The following is a 17,325-nucleotide window of genomic DNA, read 5'->3' on the forward strand; positions in this document are numbered from 1 at the left end:
GGATGAACGGATTACCCCGTCGCGGCGCGTTCGGCAACTCGGCTCGCCGGCCTCCGCCGGCGCGACGCGCGGACGTCAGGGCACCGGTCCGACTTCGACCACGCGCAGGCCGCCGACCGAGAGGAGCCCGACCGCGCTCCACACGCTCGCGGGCACGTAGCCGCTCGAGACGTGCACGTTGCCGTTGGTGGGATCGACCTCGCGGAAGCCGCGTCCGTCGTGGAACGCGACCCACGCGTGCGCGACCGCCTCCTGGCCGTCGATCGCGAAGCCCTCGCGGAGCTCCGCGGGGACACCGGCGGCGCGGAGCAGCGCGACCGAGAGGCGGCTCAGCTCGCTGCAGTCGCCGCGACCGCGCGCGAGCACGCTCGCCGCGTCGAGCTCCTCGGCGGTGAGCTCGTAGCGGATGTTCTCGTGCACCCACGCGACGACCGCGCGCGCCGCCTCCTCGGGGCGTGCGCCCGCGGGAACGATCTGCGCCGCGAGCGCGCGCACCCGCGGCGCGTCGCTCCCGTATCCACGCGTCAGCCGCGCGCGAGCGGCGTCGTCGATCGCGACGTCGCTGCCCTCGCTGGGCATCGGCGTGATCACGACCTCGAGGTGCCGTGGATCGATCACGCGGGTGCGCGAGCGCGCGCCGCGGACGAACACGCGCGCGGCGACCGCCTCGGGCTCGTCGCTCTCGAGCACGAGGCGCAGCGGTGCGCGCAGCTCGATGGGCTCGATCACGCGCGGCAGGCGCACGGCGTTGCGCGGGTTGCGCAGCACCTCGTCGATGATGTGCTCGCTGCCCTCGGCGCGGAGCGTCGGCTCGACGTGCGCGACGACGACGAGCTGACGGCGCCGCGTGTCGACGTGGCCGTCGAACGAGAGCTCGCGTCCGGCGCCGAGCAGCGCCGCGAACATCTGGAGCTGCGTGCGGCGCGGATCGCCCTCGGGCAGCGCACCGACGAGCCCGATCAGCGCGCGCGCGGCGCCGAGGCCGTCGAGGTGCCCGCTGCCGACCTGCACCTCGCCTCCGTGCGCCGGGAGCGGTCTCGCGAGCGCCGCGCGCACGTCGGCCTCGAGCGGACCGAGGACCCAGCGCGCGCCGCGACGCGCGAAGCGCACGCCCGCGTGCTCGAGCAGCGCGCCCTCCGCGGGCGGCGTGATCCCGCGCGCGGCCAGCGCACGATCGAGGCTCGCGCCCTCGGCGACGATCACCCAGCGATCCCAGAGCTCGCCGCCCGCGCGGGGCATCCACGCGAACGCGAGGCGCTCCGCGGCGTCGCTCGCGAGGCGCGCGGCTTCACCCGCGTCGCGCAGCGGAGGCCGCGGCTCGATCGGCGCGTCGACCTCACGGGCACGACGGCGCGGCGCGTCGTCCTCGGCGCCTGCGATCGCGAAGCGCGCGGTCGCGTCGGCGGGCAGCATCGCGACGAGCGCGCCGACGTCGCCCGGCGTGCCTGCGAACGGCGCGCGCATGCGCAGCACGAGACCGGTGCCCTCGACCGCGATCTCGAAGCTCGCGTCGGCGCGCTCGACGAGCGGCATCTCGCCGTCCGACTCGCCGCGCCATCCGACGCTCGCCATCTGCAGCGCGGCGCCGTCGGCCCAGTCCTCGGTGAGGCGCCGGAACGTGGGATCGCCCGCGAGCGTGCGCGCGATCGGCAGCGGGCCCGTGACGACGGCGCGCGCCATCTCCTCGAGGCCGAACACGATCATGCGATCGCCGGTGAAGAGGTAGTGCTCGGTGTCGACGCCCGAGCCCTCGTGCTCGCGGCGCACGAACGTCGCGAAGCGATCGAAGCGGACCCCGTCGAGCGAGACCTCGACGCGTGCGCGCTCCGCGAAGAGCAGCGCGCCTCCGTCGCGGCGGCCTCCGCCGCCTTCGCTCGAGTCCGCGGCGTCGGGATCGACGCGCAGCATGCGATCGAGCGCGAACGGCGTGGCGCCCGCGACCATCGGCAGCGTGCGCGCGAGGTTCGCCGCGTCGACCGCGAGCCACGGCGCGCTGTTCGTGCCCATGCGACGGCGCGCGAGGATCGCGCGGGCACGATCCGCGTCGCGCACGTGCACCGAGCACACCCAGGAGCGCGGCCAGCGATCGGCCATCGCGCACTCGATCGGACGATCGAGATCGAGGCCGCCCTCGGGGCCGAGCAGCTCCGCCCCCGCGCGCTCCGCCATCCACGCGAAGGCAGCGCGCGCGACCGCGGCGTCGGTCGAGCCCGCGCTGTCGAGGCGCTCGTACGCGGACGTGAGCGTCGCGATCAGCAGCGACGGCTGGGGCACGCGCACGTAGCGCCAGTGCGTGCCGGGGAGGAAGCGCGCGAGCGGCTGGGTCGCGAGCAAGCGCGCGGCCTCGGGCGACACGCGCGAGCGCGCGCGCTGGGCGCGCAGCCACTCGGCGCGCGCGGCGAAGCGCTCGTCGAGCGACTCGATCGGAGCGCGCTCGAGCGCGGCGGCGTGGGACTCCGCGTGCCACTCGACGTTGCGCGCGGCCGCCTCGCCGTACGGCGCGTCCTCGGCGGAGAGGCCCTCGCGCGCGAGCGCGGCAATGCGCGTGAAGCGCTCGCGATCGCGCGGATCGAGGCCGCGCGAGAGCACCCACGCGGCGGTGCGCAGCAGCGCTCGCTGCTCGTCGTCGAGCGGCGCGCGCATCGCGTCGAGGCGCGTGCGGATCGCCTCGAGCTCGGCCGCGCTCGGGGCGTTCCAGTGCGCGTGCACGGCTTCGATCGCGAGCCCGGGATCGCCCGTCGTGACGATGCGCGCGAGCGCGTCGGGCGCGATCCCGCCGGGCAGCACCTGCTCCGCGACGAGCGCGAGCAACGCGAGCCGGCGATCCGTTCCGCCGACGAGCTCGGTCGTCAGCGTGCGTCGCTCTTCGGTCGGCAGCGCGGCGAGCACCTCGACCGCGCCCAGCGGCGGCAGCGCGGTGTCGGCGCGCGACGCGAGGCCCGACGCGGCGACCGTCACCGGCGCGCGCACCACGGCGCATGCCGCGGCGAGAGCGCCCGCACGATCGGCGCTCATGAGAGCGCGGCCGCGCGCGTGAATGGCCGGATCGGGATCGAGCACCGCGGCGACGCCGAGCGCGCCGTGATCACCGGCTCCCTCGGGCACGCATGCGAGGAGGCGACGGCGTGCGCTCGGCTCGGGCGTCGCGAGGAGCAGGTCGCGCAGCAGCGCCGGCGCGAGCGCGGCGTCGATGCGACGTACTTCGTCGAGCTCGGCCGTGATCGTGCAGCCCTCGCCCGGCGCGAGCGCTGCGCGCAGCGCCCGGGCTCGCACACCGGGCGGCGCGGCGCCGCTCACCGCGCGCAGCGCCTCCGCCCATGCGGCGCCGACGAGCCCGTCCAGCGGCCGCATCGACGCCTCGGCGAGCGCGAACGTCGGCAGCAGCTGCGAGATCGTCGTGGTCGGGCCCGCGGCGATCGACACGACGAGCCGCGCGCCGCGGGGGACCACGCCGAGCACCATCACGTGCGTGCCGTTCGTCATCAGCGCTCGCGCGCCCGCGCCGATCGGCAGCGTGAGCGGCGCCGACCAAACGTGGCGGAACCCCGTCCGCTCGATCGCGGGCACGAGCGCGTCGAGGCACGTCTGCGGGGTGCAGTCGGACTGGCGCGGCTCGCTCACGACGACGATCCGCGCGCCGCCCTCGAGCGCGCCGCCCGCACCGCCGAGCGGCGCGAGCCACGACGGCAGCGTGACCTCGACGGCGTGCTGCACCGAGACGCGCCGCTCGAGACCGCGGAGGCGCGCGACCATCCGATCGACGTCGACGTCCGCGAGCGCGGCGTCGAAGGCCTCGGCGCTCGCGAGCATCGGCGGTAGCGCGGCCTCGGCCTCGGCGTCGCCCGAGAGCCGCGGATCGTCGGGGAATGCCTGGCGGCCGCGCGCACGCAGCGCGTCGAGCTCCGCGCGCCCGCGCATCGCGATCAGCGCCGGCGTGATCGTGACGACGTAGGTGCCGCGCACGCCTTCGCGCTCGACGATGCCGCCCCATCGCAGCGCGGCTTCGTGATCGCCGCGCCGCAGCGCGCGCACCATCGCCGCGTACGCGACGAGGATCGACTCGGGGTACGCGCCGACGAGCGCGTCGGTTCGATCGTCGAAGTCGTCGATGCGCGTCGCGTCGAACGCCATCAGTCCGTCGGGCGTCAAGCGGCCCGCGTCGAGATCGGCGTGGGCCCACGCGATCACGTCGCCCGCGGCGAACGCGCGCACCGCGCCCTCGTCCTGCGGGCGCGCGCGTGCGAACGCGGTCGCGGCATCGGCGTAGATCGAAGCCGCAGCCAGGCGCGCATCCCCGAGCGCCTGGAACGCGAGCTCGCTCCAGCTCGCCTCGCCGCTCGCGACGTACGACGCGCGCACGCTGGGCCCGCGCCACCGCAGCTGCGCGAGATCGTCGCGCGAGGTCTCGTCGACCACCCACCCGCGCGCCTGCGCCGCGAGCTCGACCGCGGCCGCGCGCTCGTGCTCGCCGCTTCGCGAGAGCCAGACCGAGTTGTTGTGGAGCAGCACGCTCGACGCGCGATCGCCCAGCGCGCGCGTCGCGGTGTCGAAGAACGCAGCAGGCGCGAGGCCCCGGGCCCGTGCGTGCTCCGTCGCTTCGAGCACCGCCCACGAGAGCGCCTGCGCGACGATCGGCTGACCGGGATCGGCGCGGAACGCGGGCCCGCACTCGTCGATGACGCGCGGCGCGAGCTCGCTCGTCGTCGTGAGCTCGTGGCAGAAGAGCGCGCGCACCGCGGAGCTCGTGCCCGCTCGCGCGGCGAGCGCATCGAAGACGTCGGGCGCCGTCTCGTCTCGCGCGTCGGCGACGATCAGGCGCCACGTCGTGGTGTCGTCGAGCGCACGACGCGCCGACGCGAGCAGCCGCAGCCGATCGTCGGCGAGCAGCGGTGCCTCCGTCTCGGTGTCGATCTCGGGATCGACCGGGCGATCCGCGATCTCGAGGGCGCGCTCGGTCTCACCGAGCAGGACGTGCAAGCGCACCCGCGTCCGTCGCCACGCGCCAGGCCCGTCGGCCGCGCTCGTCGCGAACGGGAGCAGCTCGCGCGCCGACGCGATCGCGCTCGCCGCGTCCGGCGCGTCGACGATCGCACCGCGGATCAGCGCGCGCAGCCGATACGAGACGGCGAAGGTGCGCGTCAGCGCCGGGCCGCGCGCCCGCAGCGCCGCGACGTCGAGCTCGCCCGCGAGCGGTGGCTCGAGCACCGCTCTCAGCTGGTCGACGTCCGCGAGCGGACCGTCGAACGCGAGATCGATCGCGCTCGGATCGACGCTCTCGAGCGCGGCGCGCGCGGCATCGAGCGGCACCGTGGGCTCACCGGCGCGCCATGCCGCGAGCCAGCGCCGCACGAGATCGCGCGACTCCGGCCACGTGACGAGCGCGCCCGCGTAGGCATCGCGCGCCTCCCCGGCGAGCGCCTCGAGCAGGCGACCGAGCGCGCTCCCGGGCAGTGCCGCGCGCACGCGCTCCACGATGCGCGCGAGATCCTCCGCGCGCCCCGCGCGCTCGAGCACGATCGCGGACAGCGCGGCCGCGTAGAGCGCGCTCGTATCACCGCGCTCGATCAGCGGCGCCAGCGCGTCGAGCACCTGCGCCTCGCGACCGGGCTCGTCGAAGTGCGTCTCGGCGATCGCCAGGCGCGACACGTTCGACGCGCCGAGCGCGACCTCCTCGCGCTCGTCGTCGATCGCGATCCGCTCGATGCGCTCGGCGGGCGACCCGAGGAGCAGCGCGCGCTCGAGCACGTCGCTGCCGACCTCGCGCCCCGCCGCGAGATCGTCGAGCCAGAGCGCGAGCACCGCGCGACGCGACCACGCCAGCACGCGCCCCGCGTCCTCGAGCACGCTCCGCGCGCCGGCGACGTCGCCTCCGCGCGCGAGCACGCGCACCCGCGCCTCCACGACGGCGGGATGCAGCGCGTGCCGCGACGACTCGAGCTCCGCGAGCCACGCCTGCACGAGCTCGCCGGCCTCGTCGTGATCGAAGAGCTCCGGGAGCGGCAGCAGCACCTCGTCGAGATCGCGCGGGCGGCGCGCGAGCTCCTCGTCGTCCGCCCAGCCGTCTCCGTCGACCCAGCGCTGTCGCTCGCTGCACTCGCCCCACGCGAGCCCGTCGCGCGCGCACTCGGCGAGCACGCGCGCAGCCGCGCGATCGAGCGCCCACATGCGACCGAGCGCGAGCGCGCGCAGCGACTCGTCGCCCGTCGAGTCCGCCGCGATCGACGCGGTGGCGTCGTAGTCGCCGACGCCGAGCTCGACCAACGTGCGCTGGGCGCGCGCCGCGCGCGCGAGGAGCGGCGGCGACGCGATCTCCGATCCTGCCCACTCCGCGATGCGGCGCTCGATCCACGGCGAGCGCGACACGCCCGCGTCGCGCTCCCACGCCTCGAGGCGCTCCGCGCTCGCCGTCACCACCGTCGCGAGCGCGGCGATCTCGTCGGCGAGCCGTCGCGCATCGTCGTCCCGCGCGAGCGTCCGCGCCTCGAGCGCGCGATCGTACGCGTCGCCCGCGAGGCCCTGCTCGAGGCAGCGCGCGGCGAGCGCGAGCTGGTGCGCGGCCGAGCTCGGCCTCGCGAGCGCGGCCTGCAGCAAGCGCGCGATCGCCACGCCGCGATGCCCCGGCGCCGCCGTGCCGACCACGTCGATGGCCGCCTCGCGATCGCCCTCGCGCGCGACGAGCAGCGCCGCGGATGCCAGCGGATGCGCGCGATCGATCGACACCAGCGCGCGCGCGATCGCGAGCACCGCCTCGCCGTCCTCGCGCTCTCCCGCTTCATGCCAGCGTCGCTCGAGGACGACGAGCGCTCGCGCGCCCTCCCCCGCGATGCGATCGAGCGACGGCCGCGTCGCGCCGCGCGGGACCGCACCGAGCCGCTCCACGTCGACGCGCGCGCTCTCGTCGAGCCCGTTCCACAGCGCGATCGGCACCGGGCGCACGAGAGCCCCGCCCGCATCGGCGCGCAGCCGCAGCAGCCGCGCGACGACGTCGCGCGCGTCACCCGGCGCGTCTCGACCCACCACCGCGAGCGCGAGCCCGACGTCACCGAGACGCTCGGCGCGCGCGAGCGCTTCGGCGCGCACCACGCTCCACACCCGACGCGCCTCCTCACGCGACGCCTCGGGCGCGAGCACCGTGCGCGCGCGCGCCACCGTGACCGCGCGCGTGGTCGCCTCGACCGCCGACGTCGCGTTCCCGGCGCGCTCCTCGAGCGCCGCGATCGCCCGCAGGCGCTCCACCTCGCGCGCGGGATCGCCCGCGGGATCTCCCTCGACGTGACCGAGCGCGACGCGCGCCCGACGATCCGCCTCCGACCATCCGTGCGCGTCGAGCGGCGGCCTCCACGTCGCCGCCGCGCCGCAGCCGGACAGCAGCACGATGCACGAGAGCCACCAACCCGCGGCGCACGACACGCCTGGGCGCGACGACGAACCGATCGACACGCGACACCTCCCCGAGGAACGGCGCGCGAGCATGACCCCGCGCGCGCGTCCGCGCATCGAGGATCAGATCACGACGCAGACCCGGTTCCGGCCCTGGTGCTTCGCCTGGTAGAGCGCGCGATCCGCGAGCACGACGAGCTCGCTCGGATCCTCGACCTTCGCCTGCGGCACCGCGGTCACACCGACGCTGACCGTCACGGTGATGCGCACGCCGTCGTGCATGATCGGATAGCCCTCGATCGCCGTGCGCAATCGCTCCGCGAAGCGCGACGCACCGTCGAGTGGGATCCCGCGAGAGAGGATCCCGAACTCCTCGCCGCCGTAGCGCGAGAACACGTCCTCGGTGCGGATGATCCGCAGCACGTGGCGCGAGAGGCCCACGAGCACCGCGTCGCCCGCAGGATGTCCGTACGTGTCGTTGATCCGCTTGAAGTGGTCGACGTCGAAGAGCAGCAGCGAGAGCGGCGAGGCGTGGCGCTGCGCGTACGCGAGCTCGCTCTGCAGGCGATCGAGCAGGTACTTCCGGTTGTACGCGCGCGTCAGCGGATCGCGGAGCGCGGACTCGTACATGTGCCGCTGGAAGCTCTCCTCCAGGCGGTCGTGCACCGAGAAGCGCAGCACCGTCGTCGCGCCGACCTGGATCTTGTCGCCGTCCTGCAGCGCCTTGCGGCGCACCGCGGTGCCGTTGAGGAACGTGCCGTTCTTCGAGCCGAGATCCTCGACGAGGATGTCCTTGCCGAGCACCGCGATGCGCGCGTGCCGACGCGAGATCTCGTCGTCCATCACGCGGATGTCCGCGTCGGCGCCGCGCCCGATCACGAGCCCGCCGCCGACCGGGTACATCTCGCCGACGTTCGCGCCCGCGATCACCACGAGGTACGCGCGGTCGCGCTGCAGCGTCGCCTCGCTCACGAGCGCGCGCTGCCCGATGATCGTCACCTCGCCGGTCTCGTCGTCCTCGCGAGCCACTGACGCGCCGAGCGTACAGCGGATGACCCGCGGTCGAGAAGACGCTCGTTCGAGCCGCGGCGAGGCGTGACGGTACGCACCACGTCCGCGCACCGTCCCGCGAGCCGCGCGACCTCACTCCGTCGGCGCGCTCGCGGCGGCAGTCGTGAGCCCGAGCGCGTGCTCCACGAAGGCGTAGAGGCGCGTGTACCGGCTCACGAGATCCGACAGGCGCGTGCCCGCCCCGTGCCCCACGAGCTGCTCTCGGTAGAACCACACGCGCGGATCCGCCTCGCCGGTCGACTCCTGCAGGCGCGCCGCGAACTTCGTCGAGTGGCCCCAGTGGACGCGCGTGTCGTGATCCGCGGTCTCGATCAGGATCGCGGGCAGTCGCACGCCCTCGCGCACGCGGTGGTACGGCGAGTACGCCACCAGCCACTGGAGCTGCGTCGCGTCGTCGCTCGAGCCGTACTCGCTGATCCAGAGCTCGGCCGGCGGGAAGCGGTGGTAGCGGACCATGTCGTACAGACCGACGTACGACGCCGCCGCCGCGAACGCGTCGGGCGCGCGCGTGATCATCGCGCCCATCAGCAGTCCGCCGTTCGATCCGCCGGTGATCGCGATGCGATCGGGGCGCGAGATCCCCGAGCTCGAGAGCCAGCGGATCACCGACTCCATGTCCTCGAAGACGCGCTCTTTGTTCGCGAGGTTGCCGGCACGGTGCCAGTCCTCGCCGAACTCGCCGCCACCCCGCAGGTTCGCGACCGCGAACACGCCGCCGCGCGAGGCCCAGTAGAGCGGGCTGCGCTGGAAGCCGGGCAGCAGCGACACGTTGAACCCGCCATAGCCGTTGAGCAGCACGGGGCTCTCACCGTTGCGCTCGAGCCCACGACGGTGCAGCAGGTGCACGTTGATCGGCGTGCCGTCGCGCGAGGGCACGCGCTCCTGCGTGAGCTCGAGCTCCGAGAGATCGACCGGCACGTCGACCGCCGCGAGCTGCGTGAGCTGACGACCACGCGCGTTCCAGAGGTGCATCGCTGGCGCATGCACGAAGCTCGAGAACCCGAGCACGAGACGTCCGGTCCGCGGATCGCCGTCGAGGCTCCCCACCTCACCGCGCCCCGGCAGCTCGATCTCGCCATCGGCGCGACCATCGAGGCGGAACACGCGCACCCGCGAGCGCACGTCGTCGATCACGTGCACCGCGATGCGATCGCCGGCGATCGTCCAGCTCTCGATCGCGCTGTCGCCCTGCGGGATCACGTCGCTCCACGCCGCGCGATCCGTCGCGCGCGCCGGATCGGCCACCACGATGCGGTAACGCGGCGCGTCCACGTTCGTCGTCAGGTAGAGCCGCCCGCCGTGCACGCGCCCCGACGTGAGGTGATCCTCCCCCGCGATCACCGTCACGAGCGCGTGCGCCTCGTCGGGACGGACGACTCGATTGGCACGCTGCGCGCCGCGATCGAGCAGATACACGTCCGACTGCGACCATCCGCGGAAATTGCCGATCACGACCCAGCGGTCGTCGTCGCTCACGGTCGCGTCCGGGAAGTCCGTGCCGTTCGGCGGCGAATAGACGAGCACGTCGTTCGCCGGGTCGTCGCCGAGACGATGGAAGAACAGGCGCGGGTGATAGCTGTCGGGCTGCGCTGCGTCGTAGTCGGGCTCGCCCTCACGCGGATATCGACGGTAATAGAAGCCGTCCTCGGAGTGCAGCCACGCGACGGTCGACCACTTCGCGTGCGCGATGACGTCGGGCTGCACCGTGCCCGTCGCGACCTCGACGACGCGCAGCGTGCTGCGCTCGTCGCCGTTCTCCGAGATGCCGAACGCGAGATGACGACCGTTCGGCGAGAGGTAGTACCAATCGAGCGCCGCGCGCTCTCCGTACGTCTGCGGATCGACGAGGATGCGCGCCTGCCCGACCGGCGCGCCGGTGCGCGAGAGCGACTGCACGAAGAGCGCAGGCTGCTCGCGATCCGCGTCGCGCCGCGCGTAGATCGCGACATCGCCGGCGATCGCGCCGCCCGAGATCGTCCCGATCGCGAGCACCTCGCGGATGCGCTCCGCCATGTCGGCGCGCGACCAAGACGCGAGCGCCTCGCGCGAGCGCGCCGTCTGACGCTCGATCCACTCGCGCGTGATGTCGGAGTCCGACTCCAGCGCTCGATACGGATCCTGGATCGCGACGCCGTGGAGCGTGTCGGTGGTCTCGCCCGCTGCGCGCGCCCGCGCGTTGAGATCCTGCAGCCAGCTCATCGCGGGACGGCTCTCTTCTCCCGCGCTCGGCGCCGGCGCGGGTGTGCTCATGGACATCGACTCGCCGCCCCCGCACGCCGTGAAGGCGCCGAGGGCGACGGCGACGCTCGTGACACGAATCGATCGAGACGGGCAACGCGACATGCGGCGTTCGTCGCATTGTCGCGTTGCGAATTCAAGCGATCACGGCCCGGTTCCGTCGAGGAGGTGTCGGACGTGCTCCTCCGCGTCCGCCGCGGCCTGGGCGAGCACCCAGGGCAACGAGCGCTTCGGGAACATCGTGTTCTGGAAGTACTCGTAGAAGAAGAACGCTTCGCTCGCGAGCTCGAACGGATAGGTGAACTGCGGACAGAGCTTGTTCGCGATTACCATCGCCGAGATCAGCGCGCCTTCTTCGGAGTCGACGGTCGTGTTGTTCCCCGCGAACCAGATGTGGCCGAGGCCCTGCACGCGGTGGAGCTCCTTCTTCGCCTTGTCGAAGAAGCTCGCGACCCAGCGCCCGTGTCGCCACGTCTTCACGTGGATCGTCTTCGCGGGATCGGGCAGCCGCGCGCCCGAGTGCTCGGCATACATCGACACGTGGCAGTCGACCGGCGTGCCGAGGATGTTCTTCATCAGGTAGGTCTGGAAGGACGTCTGGAGGTTGTACGGCAGGCTGTACGCATTGCCGCCCAGCGCAGTCTCACCCCACGAGTACGCGCCGACGAACTGACCATCTTCGAGCTTGTCGCGCAGGTGCGGAGAGAGGCACTCGTCGTCCTGGTGGATGTAACAAATCCCCGGGATCAGCGCGAAACGGTCGCCCGCGATGTAGTCGCGCTGCGTCGCATACAGCCCGTTGTCCGCGTTGTTCAGCAGCGCCCGGTTGGTCGTCATGTCGGTGGTGAGGACGACGTCGTCGAACTCCGCTTCGTCCACCGGCACCGGGTGCGTGGGATCGACTCGGTTGCGCTCGACGTCCTCGGTCGGCGCGAAGCGGATCCGCACCGTGCCGTCTGCGCGCGGCCACACCGCGAGCACCGTCGTGCCGAGCTTCAGCGATGCGCCCTTCGTCGTGCCGTAGTTCGCCATCGCGAGGCACCACGAGGTCGATCCGTCGGTGAATCGATCCCAGCCCTTGCCCGGCTCGGTGAACGAGCCATACGGGCCGAGCTTCTGCAGCCCGGGGATCTTCGTGAAGATCGGGAAGAGATCCTCGAACGTCGTCTCGAGGAGATCGCCAGTCCCGTACCCGTTGATGATGCAGAGATAGGGAATCAGTAGATATCGAAAGAAATTAGACGACCAGGGCACGCCCTCGAGCTGGAGATATCGCTCCATCGTCGTCGAGAACGTGATTCCGTCGAGCGGCGTGAACGGCGCGTACTTGAGGTCCTTCTGGAACTCGACCGCGAGCTCGCGCGTCGCCCCGTCGTAACAGCCGTCGAACCGTGGGCCCGACTGGTACGCTGGGAAATTGCCCCAATTGAGCGTCGGCGAGAACGAGCCCGAGATGCGCAGCGCCGGGTGGTTGGTCAGTCGGACGCTGTTCTGGAACTCGGGTCGCTCGAGCTGCTGATAGAGGTTCGGATAGAGCGTCGGACAGACGAACTGCACGCCGATGTCGACGGGGTACGTCTGCTTGCCCGCGGGCGCGGGGCTCGACGCGGTCGCGACGTGGCCCTTCCCGGCGTCGTCGAACCACACCGGGATCGTCTTGCTGTGCCCGCCGACCTCGTCTTCGTCGTGGAAGAGCGTGACCTCCACCTGATCGTCGCACTGCGGCTGCAAGAGCGACCACACGAGCGCGCACCCGGACGCGCCTCCACCGATCACCGCGACTCTCTTCTTCGCCATCAGCTCCCTCCTGCTGGGCCCGATCGACTGCCTCGGTGCGCGAGGATGCTCGCCCGCGATGTGTGCTCTGCGCAACGAATCGCGGTGCTAAGGTCGCGCGCCATGCAGATCCGTCTGGGCTCTCTCGTCGTCTTCGTGTGTCTGTCGGCGTGCGCGAGCGCGCCGTCGCGTCAGGGCGCGCCGGCGCGCAACGCCTCGTCGCTCTCGGCGCAGGCGTGTCTCGCCGACGCGCTCCCGGTCGCACCAGCGCCTCAGAGCTTCGTTTGGCGCGATCACGAGTGCGGCTTCGGCGGACCGGCGTGTGTCGGCGCGTGCGAAGCAGGGGATGCCGATGCGTGCCTGGCGCACGCATACGCGATCGAAGCCGCGGGGCACGACGCGCTCCGCACGCGACGCTGGTACGAGCGGGCGTGTCGTCTCGGGAGCCTGAACGGCTGCACGAACTGGGGCGCGGGGTTCGGAACGACCGACGCGACGCCCGGCGAGCTCGTGTGCGCGACGCGTGTGTTCGAGCGGACGTGCGCGGGTCGAGAGCCGTGGGGCTGCGGCATGTGGGGCATGGCGCTCGTCTACGGCCGAGGCATCGCGGCGGACGCGCAGCGGGGGCTCGCCGTGCTCGATCGCGCGTGCCGCGAGCTCGGTCACTTCCCGTGCGTCGTGCTCGCGACGGCGATCGAGGAGCGCGACCCGGAGGCCGCCAGCGCGCTGTACGAGCGCGCGTGCGCCACCGGGTATGCCGACGCGTGCGAGCCCTGACCACGCGCGACGTGCGCTCGCTCTGCGCGCGAGTTCGCGTCACGCTTCCCGCGCATGTCCTTCACTTGGTGGTCGCGGGCTGACGCCTCGCGCGTGCTCCTGGTGCTGGCTTCGGTCGCGACGATCTCCGGGTGCCCAGGGCCCGACCGCGACGACCCCGACGCGTCGATGCGCGACGCGATGCAGGATCCGCCCGACGATGCCGCGGTCGACGCGACCACGCCGGTCGACGCGAATGCGCCGCTCGACGCGCCGTTCGACGGTGGTTGCGAGGGCGGTCCGTGCGGGCTGCGCGAGCTCGGCGCCGCGTGCGACGCGCACGCCCAGTGCCTCTCGGCGTTCTGCGAGAACGACGTCTGCGCGACCGCGCCCGGCATGCCGCCCGTGCTGCTCTCGGAGACCGATCTCACCACCGGCCACGACGCGGGGATCGTGCTGCTCGCGGATCGGCTCCGGTTCGAGCAGCGTGGCGGCATGTACGGCGGCGTTCGTTCGGACGCCGCGATCGCACCGCGCTCGGGCGTCTTCTACTTCGAAGCGAAGCGCCTGATCGCGCGCACCGGCGCGTGGGGCTTCGGCATCGCGTCCGCGAGCGCGCCGCTCGACGCGATCCCGGGCGCGAACGGCCTGAGCGCAGGCATCGCGACCGCAGGGCAGATCCAGGCCGAGGGCCGCGGGACCTGCACCGGTCCGGTGTGGTTCCCGAGCGAAAACGAGGTCTACGGCTTCGTCGTCGACTACCGAGCAGCGAATCCGATCCTGCACGTCGTGCTCGACGTCTTCGGCACGCTCGAGGTGCGTCGCAGCTGTGCGCTCGCGGTGGTCGACGAGCCCGTGCACGCGATCTACGGCGGCTGGCGGCACGACGTGCCGGCGATGGGCGCGTTCAACTTCGGCAACGACACGACGAACCATCCGTTCTTCTACACGCGCGCGCAGATCGAGGCCGCGCTCACGGCCGCGAGCTTCGACGACGTCGCGAGCGCGCTCGTCATGGGCTTCGGTCGCGAGCGCTGGCTCCCGCGCTCCGAGGCGCCCGAGCTCGACGTCGACGCTGCTGCCACGGTCGCGCTGGGCGCCGCGATCACGCTGAGCGCGAGCGCCACCGATCTCGAGGACGGTGATCTCTCGACGACCATCCACTGGCACGATCGCGCCGCGACGCACCACCCCGCGACCGAGCACGACGGCGCGACCTGGACGTACACCCCGGTCGAGCTCGGACGCCACGCGATCGACCTCAGCGTCACCGACTCCGCGGGACTGACCACGACTCGCACGCTGACGCTCACCGTGACTGGCACGCTGCCGCAGTCCAATCCGGTGCGGCTCGTGCCCGACGCGATCGCAGGCAGTCAGGTGATGCTGTCGAGCGATGGGCTCTCCGTGTCGTTCCACGGTCCGGGCAAGTACGGGATCCGCGCGAATCAGCCGATCTACGGGCAATTTTGGTATTTCGAGGTCACGCGCCTGGTCGGCCCGGTGAACATGGGCTTCGGGCTCGTGACCGCCACGGGCGTGCTCGATCCCTACGACTCCGAGGACGTGCCGTGGTCGATGTCGATCAACACGACGGGCGCGATGTGGCGAGAGCTCGTGTGGCAGCACGACGTGCCGACGACGAGCACCACGTACGGCTTCGCCGTCGACTACCGCGGTGCGAGCCCGATCGTCTACGTGATCATCGGCGGCGCGCTCGTCTCGACGCTGGAGATGCACGAGGTCACCGTGCCGCTCCATCCGATGCTCTACGGCAACCCCACCGGGAGCACGCCGCCCGCGTTCGATCAGCGCGCGAACTTCGGCGCGAGCGCGTTCGTCTACGACCCGGTCGCGATCCTGGCCGCGCAAGGAGTGACCGGCGTCGAGGTCGGCTGGGGCGACGCGAACACGCCCTGAGCTAGAACGCGCTGATGGACCGCGTCCTCGTCATCCTCTCCGGTGTGTTCGGCTTCCTCGGCGTCGGTCTCGGCGCGTTCGGCGCGCACGGGCTGCGCCGCTCGCTCGAAGGCCTCGAGGACGCGGCGCGACGGCTCGAGTGGTGGGAGACCGCAGCGCGATATCACCTGATCCACGCGCTCGCGATCGCGTTCTGCGCGTGGCTCGCGTCGCGCGGCGAGGGGCTCGGCGCGCGCGCGGCCGGGCTCTGCTTCGCGGCGGGCATCGTGGTGTTCTCGGGCTCGCTCTACACGATGACGATCACCGGCGTGCGGTGGCTCGGCGCGGTGACCCCGTTCGGCGGGCTCTTCCTGATGGCCGGCTGGGCGTGCGTGATCTGGGCCGCGCTGCGCCCGTGATCCTGGTCTACGCTGCGCGCCATGAGCCTCGCTCTCGTCGTCGGCACAGCGAACCCCAGCCTCGGTGGCGCGATCGCGAACGCGCTCGGGGTCGAGCGGCATCCCTGCATCGCGGAGCGCTTTCCCGACGGCGAGATCCGCGTCGAGCTCGGCGGGACACTCCGCGGATGCGACGTGTTCGTGGTGCAGCCGACGGCGCCGCCGGTGGGCGACTCGCTGCTCGAGCTCGTGCTGCTCGGAGACGCCGCGCGCCGCGCGGGCGCCGCGCGCACCGTCGCGGTGCTGCCGTACTTCGGCTATGCGCGCGCGGATCGCCGCACCGGAGAAGGCCAGCCGCTCGCCGCGCGCCTCGTCGGCGATCTGATCGGATGCGCGCGCTTCGATCGCGCGATCACCGTCGACCTGCACACCCCCGGCGTCGAAGGCCTGCTGCCGATGCCCGTCGATCACCTCAGCGCGATCCCGACCGTCGTCTCGGCGCTCGCGGCCCACGCGCCCGAGGACGCGGTGATCGTCGCGCCCGATCTCGGCGGCGCGAAGCGCGCCGACGCCTTCGCGCGAAGGCTCCACCGGCCGGTCGCGGTCGTGCACAAGACGCGCATCAGCGGGCGCCAGGTCGAGGCGCACGGCATCACCGGAGAGGTCGCGGGACGAACGCCGATCCTCGTCGACGACATGATCTCGACGGGCAGCACGATCGTCGCGTCGATCGAGGCCCTGCGCGCGCACGGATGCACCGCGCCCGCGATCGTCGCCGCGACGCACGGACTGCTCGTCGGGCCCGCGCGCGAGCGCCTCACGAGCCTCGCGCCCGCGCACGTCGTGCTCACCGACAGCGTCGCGCACGACGCGAGCGGACTGCCCGAGCACGTCGCGAGCATCGCGCCGCTGCTCGCGGACGCGATCCGTCGCATCCACGAGCGACGCTCGCTCGCAGACCTGCTGCACGCGTCGTGATCAGATCGCGAGCGGCGCGATCGCGACGCCGTCGATCGACGCGTGCACCGCGCCGGGGAGCACCTCGCGCATCGTGATCGTCTCGAGCAGGCCGCCCTCGAGATCGAGCGCGAACACCGCCGACGCGACCGCGTCCGCCACGTAGACGCGGCCTTCCGGCGTGATCGCGATCGATCGAGGCACGCGCATCGCGCCGCCCGCGTCGTAGTCGGCGATCACCTCGCCGCTGCGCGCGAAGATGCGCACGCGCGCGTTCCCGCCGTCGACGACGTGGAGGTGATCGAGCGCGTCCACGGCGAGATCCGCGGGCCCGTTGAGCGGGCGCTCGTGCCCGCGTGGTGCGCCGTACGAGGCGGTCACCGCGCCTGCGAGCGAGAGCCCGATCACGCGGTGGGCGTACCCGTCGGCGACCAAGAGGCCGCGCGCTCCGTCGGCCACCAGCGCGGCCGGGCGATGCAGCCCGTCGCGCTCGCCTGCCGCGCGCACGACGCGCCGCTCGTGCATCGCCGCATCGAGCTCGACGATGCCGCGCACCGTGTCGGCGACCACGATCGCGCCGTCGTCCAGCCCGACCGCATCGACGGGATCGACGAAGGTGCCCTCTGCGGAGACCGCGAGCTCACCACCGCGATCGTCGCGAACGCGCACGAGGCGTGCGTGGCGATCGACCTCGAGCACGCGCCCGAGCACGTCGACGCGCCCCGCCGGCCCGCTCGCGACGACGCGCGCCGAAGGCTCGCCCGCGCATCCCAGCGACGAGAGAAGGAGCGGCGCAGCGCCGCTCGACCACACGGCTCGGAAGAACGTCCTGCGGATCACGGCGTCTCCT

At 73.0% G+C, this 17,325-nt stretch carries 9 protein-coding genes; 4 read left to right on the forward strand and 5 right to left on the reverse strand.

The features are described 5' to 3' along the window. Positions 1–75: 75 nt before the first annotated feature. The 4 genes from DB32_RS23745 to DB32_RS23760 all read right to left on the reverse strand — a co-directional run bounded on the left by DB32_RS23745 (position 76) and on the right by DB32_RS23760 (position 12,486). On the reverse strand, positions 76–7,440 hold the full coding sequence (locus tag DB32_RS23745) for a transglutaminase family protein (protein ID WP_053234928.1): 7,365 nt from the start codon (positions 7,438–7,440) through the stop codon (positions 76–78). Positions 7,441–7,503: 63 nt separating this feature from the next. Continuing rightward, a complete protein-coding gene (locus tag DB32_RS23750) occupies positions 7,504–8,409 on the reverse strand; it encodes a GGDEF domain-containing protein (RefSeq protein WP_075097603.1) in 906 nt (301 codons plus the stop codon). A gap of 114 nt (positions 8,410–8,523) precedes the next feature. Next, positions 8,524–10,650 (reverse strand): prolyl oligopeptidase family serine peptidase, encoded by a 2,127-nt coding sequence (locus tag DB32_RS23755; RefSeq protein ID WP_075097993.1) that lies wholly within the window; start codon positions 10,648–10,650, stop codon positions 8,524–8,526. Positions 10,651–10,833: 183 nt separating this feature from the next. Beyond that, positions 10,834–12,486, reverse strand: coding sequence for an NAD(P)-binding protein (locus DB32_RS23760; RefSeq protein ID WP_053234930.1), 1,653 nt, complete (start codon positions 12,484–12,486; stop codon positions 10,834–10,836). A 102-nt stretch (positions 12,487–12,588) separates the two neighbouring features. Between DB32_RS23760 and DB32_RS23765 the strand changes: the two genes are divergently transcribed. Genes DB32_RS23765 through DB32_RS23780 form a run of 4 tightly spaced genes read left to right on the forward strand, consistent with a single transcriptional unit; the run spans position 12,589 to position 16,496 of the window. Continuing rightward, positions 12,589–13,242 carry a tetratricopeptide repeat protein gene (locus tag DB32_RS23765; RefSeq protein ID WP_053234931.1) on the forward strand — a complete coding sequence of 218 codons (654 nt, stop codon included), beginning with the start codon at positions 12,589–12,591 and terminating at the stop codon, positions 13,240–13,242. 54 nt (positions 13,243–13,296) lie between these two features. Continuing rightward, a complete protein-coding gene (locus DB32_RS23770) occupies positions 13,297–15,141 on the forward strand; it encodes an Ig-like domain-containing protein (protein WP_157069330.1) in 1,845 nt (614 codons plus the stop codon). Positions 15,142–15,155: 14 nt separating this feature from the next. Further along, a complete protein-coding gene (locus tag DB32_RS23775) occupies positions 15,156–15,539 on the forward strand; it encodes a DUF423 domain-containing protein (RefSeq protein ID WP_053234933.1) in 384 nt (127 codons plus the stop codon). A 21-nt stretch (positions 15,540–15,560) separates the two neighbouring features. Next, positions 15,561–16,496, forward strand: a complete 936-nt coding sequence (locus DB32_RS23780) for a ribose-phosphate diphosphokinase (RefSeq protein WP_053234934.1) — start codon at positions 15,561–15,563, stop codon at positions 16,494–16,496. Here DB32_RS23780 and DB32_RS23785 read toward each other — a convergent pair whose 3' ends face one another. Next, positions 16,497–17,315 (reverse strand): NHL repeat-containing protein, encoded by an 819-nt coding sequence (locus tag DB32_RS23785; protein WP_053234935.1) that lies wholly within the window; start codon positions 17,313–17,315, stop codon positions 16,497–16,499. It lies immediately after the preceding gene. Between the last annotated feature and the right edge of the window lie 10 nt (positions 17,316–17,325).

Source organism: Sandaracinus amylolyticus, assembly GCF_000737325.1.
Taxonomy (GTDB): domain Bacteria; phylum Myxococcota_A; class Polyangia; order Polyangiales; family Sandaracinaceae; genus Sandaracinus; species Sandaracinus amylolyticus.